This is a genomic window from Caulobacter sp. GW821-FHT12D05 (genome assembly GCF_058807295.1).
In genome coordinates this window covers 244,940-260,980 of the sequence record NZ_JBXAQO010000002.1, presented here as the reverse complement: position 1 = coordinate 260,980, position 16,041 = coordinate 244,940, and the positions used below count along the sequence as shown (strand labels likewise).

Here is a 16,041-nt window from a genome sequence, read left to right as displayed (position 1 = left end):
CCATGGCCGAAACGCGCGTCATCGTCGTCGGCAACGAAAAAGGTGGTGCGGGCAAGTCCACCATCGCCGTCCACCTTGTCACCGCGCTGCTGTACGGCGGCGCCAAGGTCGCCGTCCTCGACCTGGACCTTCGCCAACGCACCTCGGGCCGGTTCTTCGAGAACCGCGTCGCCTGGACGGCCAGCAAGAAGCTGGACCTGCCCATGCCGCTGTCCCTGACCCTTAGCGACAACGACATCGCCCTGGCCGAGAAGTCGGAAGAAGAACAGGTCGCGGGTTTCGAAGCCGCCTTCGCCAAGGCGGCGGAAGAGTGCGACTTCATCCTGATCGACACCCCCGGCGGCGACAGCGCCATCACCCGTCTGGCCCACGGCCGCGCGGACCTGGTGGTCACGCCGATGAACGACAGCTTCGTCGACTTCGACATGCTGGGCACCGTCGATCCGGTGACCTTGGAGCTGACCAAGCCCAGCCTCTATTCGCTGACCGTCTGGGAAGGCCGCAAGCAGCGCGCCCTGTCGGGCCAGCGCCAGGCCATGGACTGGGTGGTGCTGCGTAACCGCCTCGCCACCACCGAAGCTCGTAACCGCAAGCGCCTGGAGGACCGTCTGACGGCGCTCGCCAAGCGCGTCGGCTTCCGCATCGGCCCCGGCCTGCGCGATCGCGTCATCTATCGCGAGCTGTTCCCGTTCGGCCTGACCATCGCCGACCTGTCGCCGCAAGTGCGTCCGGTGCCGGTGTCGCTGCAGCATCTGGCGGCCCGCCAGGAACTGCGCGCCCTGATGCACAGCCTGGGCCTGTCAGCCTATTCGGGCGAGACGCTTCTGGCGGCGCAGTAGTCCAGCGGCTACATGACTAGGAGCGGGCGGCCGGGGCGACCCTGCCGCCCGTTTTCGTATCCGGAGTTGCGATGCTGTACCTGCTGCTGGGCGCGGCCATCCTCGTCTTCCTGCTCTGGCCGAAGGGGCGCAGGTTCCTGAACGGCGACGGCTGGCGGGTGGGCGCGGGCGCGGCCTCGATCGCCGCCTTCGCTGGAGCCGCCTACGCCACGATCCGCGGCTCGTGGGGCACCGGCATCGTGCTGGGCGTCATCGGCCTGTGGAGCGTCACCGAGGCCCGTCGCCGGCCCCTGATCCGCCGCGAGATGGTCCAGCCGCCCAAGCCCGAGCTCAGCCTGTCCGAGGCTCGCGCCATCCTGGGCGTGGGCGCCGACGCCAGCCTGGCCGAGGTCAAGGCGGCCTACACCCGCCTGATCCAGATGGCCCACCCGGACAAGGGCGGCACCGAAGGTCTGGCCGCCCAGCTGAATGCCGCGCGGGATCGTTTGATCAAGCGCCGCAGCTGAGCTAGGAGAGGGTCATGATCAATCGCGAACGCTTCTGGCGCCGCCGGTCGTCCGGCCCGACCTGCTCGGTATGACGCTCTAACCTTTGGTTCAGAGCGAGCCGCCGCACGCGGCTCAAGCGTCATTCAAGTTCGGACTTCGATCACCCCATGACTACCCAGACCATCGACCGCGCCGCCGAGTGGGCCGCGCGCTTCAGCGATCGCATGAGCCGCGTCCGCGCCAGCGAGATCCGCGAGCTGCTCAAGTTGCTGGACCAGCCCGACATCCTGTCGTTCGCCGGCGGCATCCCTGATCCCGGCCTGTTCCCGGCCGAGCAGATCCAGGCCGGCTACGACGCCATCCTGACCGACGCGGCCCTCTCGCGGCAGGCGTTGCAATACTCGGTCAGCGAAGGTTACCTGCCGCTGCGCCAGTGGATCGCCGAGCGTATGACCCGCGACGGCATGCCGTGCGAGCCGCACAACATCATGCTGACCGCCGGCTCGCAGCAGGCGCTGGACTTGATCGGCAAGCTGTTCGTCAGCCCCGATGACACCGTCGTGGTGGCCCGTCCGACCTATCTGGGCGCGCTGCAGGCCTTCAACGGCTATCAGCCGGCCTATCGCGACCTGCCGGACGCGGCGCTGAGCGGCGGCGAAACCGACCTGCCGGCGGGCGCGCTGGGCTATTTCGTCCCTGACTTCGCCAACCCGACCGGCGTCAGCCTGACCTTGGCCGAGCGCGAGGCGATCCTCGACATGGCCACGTCGCTGGACATGACCCTGGTCGAGGACGCCGCCTATCGTGAGCTGCGCTTCATCGGCGAGCCGACGCCAACCCTGCTGAGTCTGGACATCGCCCGCTCGGGCGGCATCGACAACGCTCGCACCATGTTCCTGGGCACCCTGTCCAAGACCCTGTCGCCGGCCTTGCGCATCGGCTGGGTCTGCGGTCCCAAGGCGGTGATCGAGAAGCTGGTGCTGCTGAAGCAGGGCGCGGACCTGCACGTCTCGACGATCAACCAGATGGTCGCCCACCGCGCCGTCTCGGAAGGCTATGACCAGCACCTGCACCGTCTGCGCGGAGCTTATGGCGCCAAGGCGCGGGTGATGCTGGCGGCCCTGGAGCGGGTGATGCCGGAGGGTGTGACCTGGTCGCGTCCCGAGGGCGGCATGTTCGTCTGGATCGACCTGCCGGAAGGGATCGACGGCGCGGCCCTGCTGGCCCGGGCCATCGAGGAAGAGCGCGTGGCCTTCGTGCCCGGCGCGCCGTTCTATGCCGAGGTCCAGAAGGCCAACGCCATCCGCCTCAGCTACTCACTGCCGACCGACGCCCAGATCGAAGAGGGCGTCGAGCGGATCGCCAGGCTGATCCGCAAAGTCATCGCCGAGGGCTAGAAAAGCAAAACCCCGGAAGGCCAGGCCTTCCGGGGTTTGTTGTTTCTGGACTGTCCGAGAGCCTTACGGCTGCAGCACCATGCAGGGCACGCGCTTGGCCTTCAGGGCCGAGCAGGCGCTGCGGGCGGCGTCCGAGGTCATGCCCTGGAACTGGGCGCGGAAGGTGCCGCCGGCGCCTTCGACGGCGCCCTCGGCCTCGGCGACCATCTTGGCGAAGCGACCGCGCACCAGCTTCAGCTGGTCGTTGGCCAGCGACTTGGACTTGAAGGCGCCGACCTGCACGCCCCATTCGCCCTTGGGCTTCTTGGTCGCCTTGGGAGCTTCCTTCTTGGCGTCGCGCAGGGTGGGGGAGACCTTCACCGGGGTCGGGTGCGGGTTCTCGGTCAGCACGATCCGCAGGCCGGCCTGGTCGCCGTCGCCCTGTTCGGTCGAGGGGCGCTCGATCGGGCCCGAGGGCTCTTCTTCGTAGATATTGGCGGCAATGCTGGTGCGCTCGCCGCGCGAACGGCGCTTCATCACGTCGAAGCCGGTCAGCAGCAGGTCTTCCATATTGTTGTCGCGCCAGGCGGTCGAGGGGCCGCCCAGGACCACGGCGATCAGGCGGCGACCGTCGCGCACGGCCGAGCCGGCGAGGTTGAAGCCCGAAGCGTTGGTGTAGCCGGTCTTGAGGCCGTCGAACCCTTCCATGCTGTCCAGCAGGCGGTTGTGGCCTTTGACGTAGTTGCCCCGGAAGTAGAAGCCCTTCACGGCGAAGTAGCTGTAGTACTGCGGGAAGTCGCGCATGGTGGCGCGCGACAGGATGGCCAGGTCACGCGCGGTCGAGATCTGGCGGCTGTCCGGCAGGCCCGAGGCGTTCACAAAACGGGTATTGCGCATGCCCAGCTCCTGGCCGCGCAGGGTCATCAGGGCGGAAAAGCGCGACTCACTGCCGGCGAGTCGCTCGGCCATGGCCACGGCGACGTCGTTGGCCGACTTCACGGTCATGGCCTTGATGGCCTCGTCAACCGACAGGCTGTCGCCCGGCGAGATGCCGATCTTGGTCGGGGCCTGGGCCGCCGCGCGGGGCGACATGACGACCCGGTCCGTCAGCTTCAGGCGGCCTTCGCTCAGCGCCTCGAAGGTCAGGTACAGGGTCATGACCTTGGTCACGGACGCCGGATAGCGAGGGCTGTCGGCCCTTTTGTCGTAAAGGACTTCACCCGAATTGGCGTCGATCACGATCGCCGCGTATTTCGGTTCCTGAGCGTTCAGCTGCAAATACGGTATGGCCGCTTGAGCAACGCTGGGTGCGGCCATACCGAACAGGCACGACAGGGCCAGGCCGGCGGCGGCTAGCAGGGAACGGGCGGAGGTAAGCTTGGCGAACATCGAGCAGCGTCCGTCATTTGAACTGGGAAGCGGTTCCGCACCGCTACACGCGTGACCAGTAGCATGATGGAAGCGGCCTTTCGCTAAAGTAAACAACTGGTGAGCGATCTTGCCGCAGGCGCGAATAAATCAATCGCGTGGCGCCAATGCTGTAGCTTTGGCGGCTGACGTTGCGTCATGGTGCGCTGCACAAATTTGTTGACTGCTGCACTGCAACATGAGAGAACCGCGGTGTTCCAAGCGCAGATGGGCGAGTTGCAGCTCGCTTGTTCCGCCCCGCCCGCCTTCTTCCTCCCAGGAGACTCCCATGGCCGCCGCCGAAACCGTCAAGAACACCGTCGAGCAATACACCGCCGCTTCGAACCAAGCGTTCAAGGACGGCGTCGAGAAGTCGCTGGCCGCTCTGGCTGAAGCCAACACCCACTCGAAGAAGAACCTGGAAGCCGTCGTCGCTTCGGTGACCGCCGCCACCAAGGGCGCTGAAGCCCTGGGCGCCCAGACCTTCGCCTACTCGAAGAAGGCCGTCGAAGACCAGGTCGCCGCCGCCAAGTCGCTGGCCGGCGCCAAGAGCGTCCAAGAAGCCGTCGAACTGCAGACCGCTTGGGCCAAGTCGGCTCTGGAGGCCTACATCGCCCAGGTCAGCAAGGCCTCGGAGATCGTCTCGGCCTCGATCAAGGACTCGGTGAAGCCGCTGAACGAACGCGCCAGCGCCGCCGTCGAGAAGTTCCAAGCCGCTCGCTAAGAGCACTCGGAATTCCGGATTGAAGGGCTCGGACCGAAAGGTCCGGGCTTTTTTCTTTTGCGCCTGATCGCACCGCGTTAAGCATGCCGCACCAGTTCAAGGGAGCGCGTGCATGTCGAAGGTCGAGGAACGTCTGAAGGCGATCGGGATCGAGCTGCCCCAGCCGGTGGCGCCGGTGGCTAACTACGTGCCCTTCGTGCGCTCCGGCAATCTGGTGACCATCTCCGGCCAGATCTCGATCGCGGCCGATGGCGGCGTCAAGGGCACGGTCGGCGTCGACGTCGACCTGGAGACCGCCCAGAAGGCCGCGCGCCTGTGCGGGATCAACCTGCTGGCCCAGATGAAGGCCGCCTGCGACGGCGACCTGGATCGCGTGGTCCGCGTCGTGAAGCTGGGCGGCTTTGTCCAGGCCGGCCCGGACTTCATCGACATCCCCAAGGTCATCAACGGCTGCTCGGACCTGATGGTCGAGGCCCTGGGCGACGCCGGCCGCCACGCCCGCTCGGCGGTGGGTGTCTACAAGCTGCCCCTCGGCTTCGCGGTCGAGGTCGATGCGGTGGTGGAGATCGCCTGATGCGCTCGCGCGAACGCCCCTCGACCGATGTCTTCGGCGAGGCGTGGGAGCGCCTGTTCGACCCGCCGGTGGCCCATCGCGGCCTCTGGACCCCCGAGGGGGCGCCGGAGAACAGCCTGGCCGCCTTCCAGGCCGCCTGCGCGGGCGGCTATGGCATCGAGCTGGACGTCCAGCTGACCGCCGACGGCGAGGCGGTGGTCTTCCATGACGAGCGCCTGGAACGCATGACCGGCCAGGAAGGCCGCCTGCGCGATCACACCGCCGCCGAGCTGGGGGCCATGGCCCTGAAAGGCACGGACGAGACCATTCCGACCCTGGCCGATACGCTGACGATGATCGGCCACCGGGCCATGGTCTTCATCGAGCTGAAGACGCCCTTCGGCGATGTCGGTCCGCTGGAGAAGCGGGTCACCGACATCCTGGTCGACCACAATGGTCCGACCGCCGTGATCGGCTTCAACCCGTACTCGCACGCCTGGTTCGCCGACCATCACCCGCAGATCCTGCGCGGCCTGGACAGCTACAGCTGGAACGACGAGGGCGCCCGCAAGCTCGCCCCCGAAATGCGCAAGTCGCTGGCGGCCCTGGAGCAGGTCGAGATCGCGCGGCCTGATTTCCTGGCCCTGGGCCTGGACATGTTGCCCAGCCCGCGCGCTGACCTATATCGCGCCAAGGGCATGCCGATCGTCGCCTGGACGGTCCGCTCGCCCGACCAGTGGGAAGGCGTGAAGGATCATTGCGACAATCTGATCTTCGAGGGCTTCACGGCGTGAGTTCGGTCCAGTCGGCGGTTCGCGTCCATCGCGACATCGCCGAGATCGGCAAGGACGCCTGGGACGCCTGCGCCGCCCATACCGGCGACCCCTTCGTCAGCTACGACTTCCTGTCGATCCTGGAAGACAGCGGCTGCGTCGGGCCCCGCACCGGTTGGGCGCAGCAGCACCTGTCGGTGCTGGACGATAATGACGCCGTCGCCGGCGTCATGCCGCTTTATCTGAAGTCCCACAGCCAGGGTGAATACGTCTTCGACCACGCCTGGGCCGACGCCTATGAGCGGGCCGGGGGGCGGTACTACCCCAAGCTCCAATGCTCTTCGCCGTTCTCGCCGGTGACCGGCTCGCGGCTGATCGTGCGGCCGGACGTCGATCCAGACGATGGCCGCAACGCCTTGCTGGGCGGGGCCCTGACCCTGTGCGACCGCATGGGCGCTTCGTCCTTGCACGTGACCTTCCCCGTCGAGGAGGAGTGGGCTTGGATGGGCGAGCGGGGCATGCTGCTGCGCCAGGACCAGCAGTTCCACTGGGAGAACCAGGGCTACACGACCTTCGACGACTTCTTGGCGGCCCTGTCGGCCAACCGCCGCAAGACCATCCGCCGCGAGCGCCGAGACGCCCAGGACGGGCTCGAGATCGTGGCCCTGACCGGCGATGAGCTCACCGAGGAACATTGGGACGCGTTCTTCGGCTTCTACATGGACACCGGCAGCCGCAAGTGGGGCCGGCCGTATCTAAACCGCCGCTTCTTCTCGCTGCTACATGAGCGGATGGCCGACAAGGTGCTGCTGATCCTGGCCCGCCGGCCGGGCGGCGACTGGATCGCGGGGGCGCTGAACCTTATCGGCCGCGACTGCCTGTACGGCCGCCACTGGGGCTGCACCGAGGACGTGCCGTTCCTGCACTTCGAGCTCTGCTACTACCAGGCCATCGAACACGCGATCCGGCTGGGCCTGCCGCGTGTCGAGGCCGGCGCGCAGGGGCAGCACAAGATCGCCCGCGGCTACCTGCCCAGCGCCGTCTACTCGGCGCACTGGATCGCCGACCCGGCGCTGCGTGAACCGGTCGCCCGCTATCTGGCGCAGGAACGCGCGGCGGTCGAAAGCGACATCGAGATGCTGACGGAAGAGTACTCACCCTTCCGCCATGCGCCGGATCCGCGCCGCGACGAGCGCGAGTAGGGGCTAGTTCAGACGAACCTCGCCGACCTTGTCCTTGTATTCCTTCTTCGGATCTGCCCCGAGCAGCATCTTCACGCCGGCGAACAGGTTGTTCTCGTTCAGCCAGATCTGGGCGTCGGCCGGCTCGAAGCGCAGCAGGCGCAGCTTGGGATCGTCCTTGCCCTCGAACCAGGCGGCGATGAAGGGGTTCCAGAGGCGGTCGATCGTCTCGTAGTCGGTGTCGATCCGCAGGCGGCCGTCGACCGCAGCGAACAGGTGGTGGCCCTTGTCCTGGAAGTGGATGAAGGCATCGCGACCTTGGCTGTTCAGCGAGTGGACGAGGTCGGTCTCCGACGAGGTGAAGATCCAAATCGGACCGGAGTGATCACCCTCGATCAGGGCGGTCATCGGCTGGGCGCGGCCGCCGTCGACATCGGGTAGGCCCAGCATCACGGTGCGGTCGGACTTCAGGGCCTTCCAGAACTTGGCGGCCAAATCGGCTTCCTTGGACATTGTGGATCTCCTTGTTTCGCGGAGACCAACGAAGGCCAGAGAGGGCCGTTCCTAGGGTGAAGCTATTGACGTCTCAGCTGGCGACGGCGTGCTTGACCGGCGCGGTCGCCAGGACATCGGCGATGGCGGCAAACAGCGTGGTCAGGTCGATCGGTTTGCTGACATGGGCGTCCATGCCCGCGGCAAGATAGTCCTGCTTCTGGTGGTCCATGGCGTTGGCGGTCAGGGCGATGATCGGGATGCGGACGCGGGCGCCGGCATGTTCCTCGGTCCTGATCGCGCGTGTGGCGCTCAGCCCGTCCATGACCGGCATGTTGATGTCCATGAGGATCAGGTCGAAGGCCCGCCGCCGCCAGGCCTCCAGCGCCAGGCGGCCGTCCTCGACCACCTCCAGGTCGACCCCGGCGCCGGCGAGCAGGCTGCGCAACACCAGCTGATTGATCGGATTGTCCTCGGCGACCAGAATGACAAGGCGTTCGCCGGGCGCGGCGGTTAGGCGTTCGGCCGCCGGCGTGGTCAAGGGAGTGGCGGCCGGCAGGGCGGCCCGGGGCAGAGGCAGGGCGACACGGAAGGTGGAACCCTCGCCCAGGCGGCTGGCGACCGCGATGTCGCCGCCCATCAGCCGGGCGAGGTCGCGCGAGATCGGCAGGCCCAGGCCCGAGCCGCCGAAGCGCCGGGTCGTGGTGGCGTCCCCCTGGCTGAACTTCTCGAAGAGTGCGCCTCGGGCCGTATCGGAGAAACCGACCCCGGTGTCCGCGACGGCGAATGTGAACCCCGCCGCCTCGCATTCCAGTCGCACGTCCACGCGCCCGTGATCCGTGAACTTCACGGCGTTGCCGATCAGGTTGTAGAGGATCTGTCGCACCCGCGTCGGGTCGCCCCGATAGAGGCCGTGCGGCCCCCGTGTCTCGAAGGACAGGGTCAGGCCCTTCTCCATCGCGATGGCGCCGAAAGCGTCGCACGCATCGCGACCCAGCGTCTCGGGGGCGAAGTCCAGGGGTTCTAGCTGGATCTTGCCGGCTTCGATCTTGGCCATGTCCAGCATGTCGTTGAGCAGGGTCAGCAAGGTCGCGCCGGACTGCTGCAGCACCCGCAGGCGCTCATGCTGATGGCCGGTCATCGGCTCGCGCGACATGGCCTGGGCCATGCCCAGGATGCCGTTGAGCGGCGTGCGGATCTCGTGGGAGACCGTGGCCAGGAAGGTGCTTTTGGCCTGGTTGGCTTCCTCGGCGTTGAGCTGGTCCTGGATGACCTCCTCATAGGACACGGCGTTGGCGATCTGCAGGTCGCGGGCATTGACCACGAAGCACACGCCCAGCGCCGCCAGGACCCAGGCCTCCGCCCCCGACTGCAGGCGGGTCACGCTGTAGAGCAGAACCAGAGCCGGGACCGGCGCGGTCCACAGGATCATATTGCGTGTCAGGGTGTGCTGGGCGGCGCAGGTCATCAGAATCCCGGCGGAGACGACCACCAGGGTTACGACGGCCGTGTTCGTCGTCGGATGGGTGAGCAGAAGCGGTCCGGAGGAGGTCGACGTCATCAGGATCGTGATGGCGATCAGTTGGTTCTGGAAGACCCGGAACTGCTCTTGCGTCGCGCCGGCCAGGCGCGGCACGACACGCCGCCACCAGGTCATGGTCGCCCCTTCGGACGACACGTAAGCGACGAACCAGCCCAGCGCGACCCAAGGCGAGATCGCCTTCAGATACAGCAGGATCATCGCCACCATGGCGATGCTGCCGATCCGCATCAGCACGTGACCGGAATAGGTTCGAGCGTAGTACTTCTCGAACGCCTGCTGCGAATAGGGTGTGTAGGCGCGCGCCGTCATGACGGCAGCTATGGGCGCGCTAGCTTTACAGCGCGTTGGCTAACCGTGCGGCATGGCGCCACAGTCTACGACCGCTCCCAGGCCGCCTTCAGCAGCGCCTTGACCGCGTCGTCGACCTCGGCGGGCGAGGCCAGGGTCAGCTTGGCCTTCAGGCGTTCGGACCAGCCTTCGTTCTTGGGCTCCAGCAGGCGCGGGGAGGCGTCGGGCGTGAGCGCCAGACCCAGCACCGCCTGGCCGCCCTTGAGCGGCTTCAGGGCCGCGAACTGGGATTTGCGGGACCAGGCGGTGAAGCCCTTGCGCTGGCCGGTCACCAGGCCCTCGAAGTCGGCGACCGCCGCCTCAACCGCTTCCAGGATTGCGGCCCCGGCCGGGTCGGTCCACAGCGCGGCGCGCAGGGCGTCAGCGTCCTCCCAGCCGGTCTCGGGATAGGCGACAGAGAAGATCGTGGCGGCGCGGTTCACGCCGATGCCGTAGGTCGCCTTCAGCCAGTCGGTGCGGGCGCGAGGTTTAGTCTCGGGGCATTCGCGGCGGACGATCTCGACCCATTGCTCCAGCGTCTTGCCGGTCTCGCGCTCCAGATTGGCGCGGACCGAGGCGAACCACTTCTGCTGCTGTTCGGTGAGGCCTTGGGGCTTGTTATCCATGGTTGCGCGCATCCCCCCGTTTGCTACGACCGTCCTCCAGAAGGAGACGCCCATGAGCCTCGACGGACGCTACGACGCCGACAACATCTTCGCCAAGATCATCCGCGGCGAGATCCCCAGCGTGAAGGTGTTCGAGGACGACAAGGTCCTGGCCTTCATGGACGTCTTCCCGCAGTCGCCCGGCCACGCCCTGGTGATCTCCAAGGTCAGCCAGGCCCGCAACCTGCTGGAGGTCGAGCCCGAGGTTCTGGCCGACCTGACGGCCGCGACCCAGAAGCTGACCCGCGCGGTCGTCGCGGCCCTGAAGCCCGATGGCGTGGTCGTCACCCAGTTCAACGGCGCTCCGGCCGGCCAGACGATCTTCCACCTGCATTTCCACGTCATCCCGCGTTACGAGGGCGCGGCCCTGGGGCGTCATGGCGAAGGCGGCATGGCCGATGTCGAAGAGCTGAAGGTCCTGGCGGCGAAGATCTCGGCGGCGCTGTAGCCGCACGGAAACCGAACCCGCATCGGGAACGGTCTTCGTCCGCGCTCGGCGCTCTTTAACGTTTGACGCGTTAGCGGTACCGGCGACGACGCCAGGCCCGGGAAAGCCATGCTTGAATTCGAGGAAGGCCGCAAAGGCTTGCGCCGCCTGATCTATGCCAGCCGTTTCGCGGGCGACGGGGACTTCGGCGAGGCGGTGCGGACGATCGTCAACGCCTCGATCCAGAACAACCGCCTGGTGGACGTCACCGGCTTCCTGCTGGCGGGCGAGGGCTGTTTCCTGCAGTGGTTGGAAGGCCCCGCGACCGCCGTCGAGGAGACCTACGCGCGGATCGCCCTGGACAGACGCCACGCCGATCTGAAGGCCCTTGCTGACGGTCCGGCCGAGCGTCGCAGGTTCCGCGACTGGAACATGGGTCAGCATCGCCTGGGCGTCGCGGACCAGACGCTGCTGGCCGAGGTCGGTCTGGAAGTCTTCAATCCTGCCGGCCTGGATGCCGAACGCGCCGAGCGCCTGCTGATCCGCGCCGGCGAGCGGCACCTGCGAACCTAGGGTTTCGCCGCCGACAGGCTCCAGTCGGGGCCGCGCAGCTGGGTGACACAGCGCGTGTCGAGCGGCTTGGCCGGGTCGTTGACGAAGGCTACGGTCATGCGGCCGGCGCAGGCGTTGAAAGATGCGCCGTGGGCGCGGCCGGGCATCAGTACGAACTGGGCGTTGGGCAGGTCGGCCAGCAGGCTCTGGGCCCAGGCCGGCGGGGTGTTGGCGTCCAGCGCGCCCGCGAAGATCAGCACCGGAACGTCGCTCTTAACCGGCGTGTTCTCGACCGCCGGGGCGGGGGCGACCTTCCAGGCCTGGCAAGTTTCGGGCGCGACCGTGCGGACGTCGACGCCGCCCAGTCCATGGCGGGGCGAGACCTGGTCGGCGACGCGGGCGGGATCCTCGAACGGCATCTCCTCGGCGCACCAGACCGACAGGCGCAGGCCCCAGGCGAAGTTGGACGAGCCCCTGGCGCGGGTGATCAAGGGCGCGAGCTCGGCGGTGCGGCCGGCGGCGGCCTCGGCGATAATGCGGGGCAGGAGGGGCGCTGTTTTCTGATCGCCCAGGGTTTCGGCCAGGGCGTTGGCGATCTCGGCGCCGCGGGCGGGGTGGCCCTCGATCATCAGCGGCTTGCGGTCGGCGCCAACGATTAGGGCGGCGAAATCGGTCGACAGCTTCGGATAGGCGCGCGAGCAGGCCGGGTCGACGGCGCAGCCATCCAGCACCAGGTTCAACGCTCGGCGTAGGCCAGCCGTGGCGGTCTCGTCGTAGTTCACATGCGGCGGTAGCGGCGAGTCGAGCACCACGGCGCGCACGCTATCAGGATGACGGCGCAGGACGGTCAGGGCCAGGCGGCCACCGTAGGACAGGCCGTAGAGGTTCAGCTTGTCGTAGCCCAAGGCCGCACGGGCGACCTCGATGTCATCAGCGGTCTCGGCGCTGGTGTAGCCGTCCAGATCGACCCCGGCGGCGACCAGGCGCGCTCGGCAGGCGGTCGCCGCTCGGGTCACGGCGGGAGGGTTGGAGGCGGGGGCTTCGCGAGCCGCGGCGACCTCCGGACATTCCAGCGCCGGCTGGGCGGCATGGCCGCCGCGCGGCTCGACCAGGATCTGGTCGCGGGTCTCCAGGAACGGATTGCCCTTGCTCGAACGGGCATTGGCCATGGCCGTCACGCCCGGACCGCCGGGCATGAAGATCAGGGCGTCCTTGGTCGGTGTCGCCGTGCGAGCGCGCTGGATGACGACGGGCAGGCGGATCGATCGGCTGCCGGGCTTGGCGCGGTTCTCGGGAACGATCAGCACGCCGCAGTCGATCTTCTCGCCGGGCGCGGTCTCGAAAGGGCAGGGGCCGGGCTCGAAGCGGCCGGCGGGCGTCTCGGCATGGGCTGCGATGGGCAGGATCAAGGCGGCCCCAAACGCGGCCGCGAGCACCGTCTTCATGCGAACTCTCCCCTCAGTCGTCCCGACTGTCGTGGGGCGGGGGAGCGGGATCAAGTTACGGTGGCGTTAGGTGCGCCTAAGCGATCAGCTTGGCCAGCGCCGTATAGAACGCCAGCAGCACCGCCATGCCGCCGAGGATCGCCCAGCCTTGCATGCGGATCTTTTCGCTGAGATCCGCACGGAGAAGCGCGATGTCCGTCTTGAGCTCGGCTTTTGTCGCCAGCAGCTCGGTCTTGGTGGCCAGATCACTGATGTCCGGAAGCATGGTGGTCTGCTGCATAATTTCGATGACGGCCTCGCCGCGCGTTCGTCCATGCCGGCTTCGCGGAGCCGTTTGGAAGCGTTGAGCGTGTCGAAAGCGATCGTTGCCATAGAACACACGCTAATCGTTTGTTCTCGTTTCGTCCACAATTTTCCCGCGACCCAAACGAAAAGGGCCCGGATCGCTCCGGGCCCTTCGCTCAAGTCTGAAAGCAAGCCTTACTCGGCCAAAGCCGGTTCGGCTTCGTCGGTCTTGCTGGCCTTCGGATCCGGCGTGCCTTCGATCTCGAAGGCGATCTTGCCGTTCTCCAGCACCACGGTGACGTGGCCGCCGCGCACCAGGCGTCCGAACAGGATGTCGTCGGCCAGGGGCTTCTTGATGTGCTCCTGGATGACGCGACCCAGCGGGCGGGCGCCGTAGAGTTCGTCGAAGCCGTTCTTGGCCAGCCAGTCGGCCGCGTCGTCGGTCAGCGAGATCGTCACGTTCCGGTCGGCCAGCTGGGCCTCCATCTGCATGACGAACTTCTGCACGACCTGGCGGATGATGTCGGCCGTCAGCGGCTTGAAGGCCACCACCGCGTCGAGGCGGTTGCGGAATTCCGGCGTGAACAGGCGCTTGAGGGCGGCCTCTTCCTCGCCGACCACCTTGTCGCGGCCGAAACCGATCGACTGGCGCTGGGCGTCCGACGCGCCGGCATTGGTGGTCATGATCAGGATGACGTTCCTGAAGTCGACCTTCTTGCCGTTGCTGTCGGTCAGCACGCCGTGATCCATGACCTGCAGCAGGATATTGTAGACGTCCTGGTGGGCCTTCTCGATCTCGTCGAGCAGCACGACCGCGTGCGGGTGCTGATCGACGGCGTCGGTCAGCTGGCCGCCTTGGTCATAGCCGACATAGCCGGGAGGGGCGCCGATCAGGCGGCTCACGGTATGGCGCTCCATGTACTCCGACATGTCGAAGCGGATCATTTCGATGCCGAGCGTCTGGGCCAGCTGCTTGGCGGCTTCGGTCTTGCCGACGCCGGTCGGACCGCTGAACAGGAACGAGCCGATCGGCTTGTCCGCGTCGCGCAGGCCGGCCCGGGCCAGCTTCATGGCCGAGGACAGTTGCAGCAGAGCCTCGTCCTGACCGAACACGGCGCGCTTCAGGTCCGCTTCCAGTTCCTTCAGGGCCTCGGTGTCGGACTTGGAGACCGACTTGGGCGGGATGCGGGCGATCTTGGCCACGACGGCTTCGATTTCCTTGACGCCCAGGACTTTCTTGCGACGGCTTTCCGGCAGCAGCATCTGGCCAGCGCCGGCTTCGTCGATCACGTCGATCGCCTTGTCCGGCAGCTTGCGGTCGGTGATGTACTTGGCCGACAGCTCCACCGCGACCTTCAGGGCCTCGGCGGTGTACTTCAGCTTGTGGAAGTCCTCGTAGTAGGTCTTCAGACCCTTGAGGATCTTGATGGTGTCTTCCACCGTCGGTTCGTTCACGTCGATCTTCTGGAAGCGACGGACCAGGGCCCGATCCTTCTCGAAGTGCTGGCGGAACTCCTTGTAGGTGGTCGAACCCATGCAGCGCAGGCTGCCCGAGGCCAGGGCCGGCTTCAGCAGGTTCGAGGCGTCCATAGCCCCGCCGCTGGTCGCGCCAGCGCCGATCACGGTGTGGATCTCGTCGATGAACAGCACCGCGTTCGGGTGGTTCTCGAGTTCCTTCACGACCTGCTTCACGCGTTCCTCGAAGTCGCCGCGATAGCGGGTGCCGGCCAACAGCGCGCCCATGTCGAGCGAGTAGATGGTGGCGCCTTCCAGGACCTCGGGGACCTGGTGCGTGACGATCTTGCGGGCCAGGCCCTCGGCGATGGCGGTCTTGCCGACGCCGGGATCACCCACGAGCAGCGGGTTGTTCTTGGTGCGACGGCACAGGATCTGGATCGCGCGTTCCACTTCGTTCGCGCGGCCGATCAGCGGGTCGACCTTGCCCTGGCGGGCCTTTTCGTTGAGGTCGACGCAATAGGCTTCCAGAGCCTCGCCGCCCGTCTTGGTGTTGGGCTTCTCGCCGTCGTCCTCGGCCGAGTTCGAACCGGCGCTGGCGCCCTTGACGTTCTTGGTCTCGGAGGCGCCGGCCTTCTTGGCGATGCCGTGGGCGATGAAGTTGACCGCGTCGTACCGCGTCATGTCCTGCTCTTGCAGGAAGTAGGCGGCGTGGCTTTCGCGTTCGGAGAAGATGGCGACCAGAACATTGGCGCCGGTGACCTCTTCGCGGCCCGACGACTGGACGTGAATCACCGCGCGCTGGATCACGCGCTGGAAGCCGGCGGTCGGCTTGGCGTCCTCGTCGTCGTCGACAACCAGCGAGGCCAGTTCGACGTCGAGATAGTTCGAGAGGCTCTTCTTCAGCGCGGCGAGATCAACGTCGCACGCGCGCATAACTCCGGCGGCGTCCTCGTCGTCGGTCAGGGAAAGCAGAAGGTGCTCGAGCGTGGCGTACTCGTGCTTACGCTGGTTGGCGTACGCGACGGCGCGATGCAGGGACTCTTCCAGGGGGCGCGAAAAAGAGGGCAACGGGGAGGCTCCTCAGTCCTTTTCCATGGTGCACTGTAACGGGTGCTGATGGCGTCGCGCCGAGTCGATGACTTGGGCGACCTTGGTTTCTGCGACTTCGTATGTGTAGACACCGCAGACACCGACGCCGTTCTGGTGAACGTGCAGCATGATACGGGTAGCGTCTTCACGCGACTTGTTGAAGAACCGTTCGAGAACGTAGACCACGAACTCCATGGGAGTGTAGTCGTCGTTGAGAATCAGAACTCGATAAAGCGAGGGCTTCTGCGTCTTCGGCTTCACTTCCGTGACGACCGACGACCCAGCGCCGTTGCTTTGTCCGCCTTGCTTCCGCTCGGCCATCGACTTGTTCTCTCCTGGCGAGCAAATCACCCGCCTGCCTGAATTAGATATGGAAACGCGGCGGCATTGGAAGAGCCTGAGACGCGCCTGCGCCGC

General features: G+C 66.8%; 18 protein-coding genes. 10 read left to right on the top strand and 8 right to left on the bottom strand.

Annotation, left to right across the window (positions count from 1 at the left end):
* Nucleotides 1–2: 2 nt before the first annotated feature.
* The 4 genes from mipZ (at nucleotide 3) to AC1RRR_RS08600 (ending at nucleotide 2,724) form a co-directional block, all read left to right on the top strand.
* Nucleotides 3–839 (top strand): division plane-positioning ATPase MipZ, encoded by an 837-nt coding sequence (gene mipZ, locus AC1RRR_RS08615; protein WP_492812233.1) that lies wholly within the window; start codon nucleotides 3–5, stop codon nucleotides 837–839.
* Nucleotides 840–910: 71 nt separating this feature from the next.
* Nucleotides 911–1,345, top strand: a complete 435-nt coding sequence (locus AC1RRR_RS08610; protein ID WP_492812231.1) for a J domain-containing protein — start codon at nucleotides 911–913, stop codon at nucleotides 1,343–1,345.
* 14 nt (nucleotides 1,346–1,359) lie between these two features.
* On the top strand, nucleotides 1,360–1,419 hold the full coding sequence (locus AC1RRR_RS08605) for a hypothetical protein (protein ID WP_106907314.1): 60 nt from the start codon (nucleotides 1,360–1,362) through the stop codon (nucleotides 1,417–1,419).
* 75 nt (nucleotides 1,420–1,494) lie between these two features.
* Nucleotides 1,495–2,724: an aminotransferase-like domain-containing protein gene (locus tag AC1RRR_RS08600; protein WP_492812229.1), complete on the top strand. Its 1,230-nt coding sequence runs from the start codon at nucleotides 1,495–1,497 to the stop codon at nucleotides 2,722–2,724.
* Nucleotides 2,725–2,787: 63 nt separating this feature from the next.
* Here the strand turns inward: AC1RRR_RS08600 and AC1RRR_RS08595 are convergent, their stop codons facing one another.
* Nucleotides 2,788–4,092, bottom strand: a complete 1,305-nt coding sequence (locus AC1RRR_RS08595) for a serine hydrolase (RefSeq protein WP_492812227.1) — start codon at nucleotides 4,090–4,092, stop codon at nucleotides 2,788–2,790.
* Between the two features lie 307 nt (nucleotides 4,093–4,399).
* Here AC1RRR_RS08595 and AC1RRR_RS08590 point away from each other — a divergent pair, with 307 nt between their 5' ends.
* From AC1RRR_RS08590 to AC1RRR_RS08575, 4 genes are all read left to right on the top strand, one after another.
* On the top strand, nucleotides 4,400–4,834 hold the full coding sequence (locus tag AC1RRR_RS08590) for a phasin family protein (protein ID WP_454716986.1): 435 nt from the start codon (nucleotides 4,400–4,402) through the stop codon (nucleotides 4,832–4,834).
* 112 nt (nucleotides 4,835–4,946) lie between these two features.
* Nucleotides 4,947–5,408, top strand: a complete 462-nt coding sequence (locus AC1RRR_RS08585; protein WP_492812224.1) for a RidA family protein — start codon at nucleotides 4,947–4,949, stop codon at nucleotides 5,406–5,408.
* A complete protein-coding gene (locus AC1RRR_RS08580) occupies nucleotides 5,408–6,181 on the top strand; it encodes a glycerophosphodiester phosphodiesterase (RefSeq protein ID WP_492812222.1) in 774 nt (257 codons plus the stop codon). The genes AC1RRR_RS08585 and AC1RRR_RS08580 overlap by 1 nt, the downstream gene beginning before the upstream one ends.
* Complete coding sequence (locus AC1RRR_RS08575; RefSeq protein ID WP_492812220.1) at nucleotides 6,145–7,362, top strand: GNAT family N-acetyltransferase; 1,218 nt, start codon at nucleotides 6,145–6,147, stop codon at nucleotides 7,360–7,362. Before AC1RRR_RS08580 ends, AC1RRR_RS08575 begins: the two co-directional genes overlap by 37 nt.
* A 3-nt stretch (nucleotides 7,363–7,365) precedes the next feature.
* On the opposite strand, the gene AC1RRR_RS08570 is transcribed toward AC1RRR_RS08575, so the two are convergent.
* The 3 genes from AC1RRR_RS08570 to AC1RRR_RS08560 form a co-directional block, all read right to left on the bottom strand.
* Nucleotides 7,366–7,854: a pyridoxamine 5'-phosphate oxidase family protein gene (locus AC1RRR_RS08570; RefSeq protein ID WP_492812218.1), complete on the bottom strand. Its 489-nt coding sequence runs from the start codon at nucleotides 7,852–7,854 to the stop codon at nucleotides 7,366–7,368.
* A gap of 73 nt (nucleotides 7,855–7,927) precedes the next feature.
* Nucleotides 7,928–9,685, bottom strand: coding sequence for an ATP-binding protein (locus AC1RRR_RS08565; RefSeq protein ID WP_492812216.1), 1,758 nt, complete (start codon nucleotides 9,683–9,685; stop codon nucleotides 7,928–7,930).
* Nucleotides 9,686–9,750: 65 nt separating this feature from the next.
* Entirely contained in the window at nucleotides 9,751–10,329 is a 579-nt protein-coding gene (locus AC1RRR_RS08560) for a DUF4287 domain-containing protein (protein WP_492812214.1), read from the bottom strand.
* Between the two features lie 52 nt (nucleotides 10,330–10,381).
* On the opposite strand from AC1RRR_RS08560, the gene AC1RRR_RS08555 reads away from it, so the two are divergent.
* On the top strand, nucleotides 10,382–10,816 hold the full coding sequence (locus tag AC1RRR_RS08555) for an HIT family protein (RefSeq protein ID WP_492812212.1): 435 nt from the start codon (nucleotides 10,382–10,384) through the stop codon (nucleotides 10,814–10,816).
* 108 nt (nucleotides 10,817–10,924) lie between these two features.
* Entirely contained in the window at nucleotides 10,925–11,368 is a 444-nt protein-coding gene (locus AC1RRR_RS08550) for a BLUF domain-containing protein (RefSeq protein ID WP_492812210.1), read from the top strand.
* Here the strand turns inward: AC1RRR_RS08550 and AC1RRR_RS08545 are convergent.
* From AC1RRR_RS08545 to clpS, 4 genes are all read right to left on the bottom strand, one after another.
* A complete protein-coding gene (locus AC1RRR_RS08545) occupies nucleotides 11,365–12,792 on the bottom strand; it encodes an alpha/beta fold hydrolase (RefSeq protein WP_492812208.1) in 1,428 nt (475 codons plus the stop codon). The genes AC1RRR_RS08550 and AC1RRR_RS08545 overlap by 4 nt on opposite strands.
* A 76-nt stretch (nucleotides 12,793–12,868) precedes the next feature.
* Nucleotides 12,869–13,072, bottom strand: a complete 204-nt coding sequence (locus tag AC1RRR_RS08540; RefSeq protein WP_492812206.1) for a hypothetical protein — start codon at nucleotides 13,070–13,072, stop codon at nucleotides 12,869–12,871.
* Nucleotides 13,073–13,272: 200 nt separating this feature from the next.
* Nucleotides 13,273–15,603: an ATP-dependent Clp protease ATP-binding subunit ClpA gene (gene clpA, locus AC1RRR_RS08535; protein WP_492812204.1), complete on the bottom strand. Its 2,331-nt coding sequence runs from the start codon at nucleotides 15,601–15,603 to the stop codon at nucleotides 13,273–13,275.
* A gap of 12 nt (nucleotides 15,604–15,615) precedes the next feature.
* The gene (clpS, locus tag AC1RRR_RS08530) at nucleotides 15,616–15,945 is read right to left on the bottom strand and encodes an ATP-dependent Clp protease adapter ClpS (protein ID WP_013079900.1); all 330 of its coding nucleotides are present in this window, start codon (nucleotides 15,943–15,945) and stop codon (nucleotides 15,616–15,618) included.
* Nucleotides 15,946–16,041 lie beyond the last annotated feature (96 nt).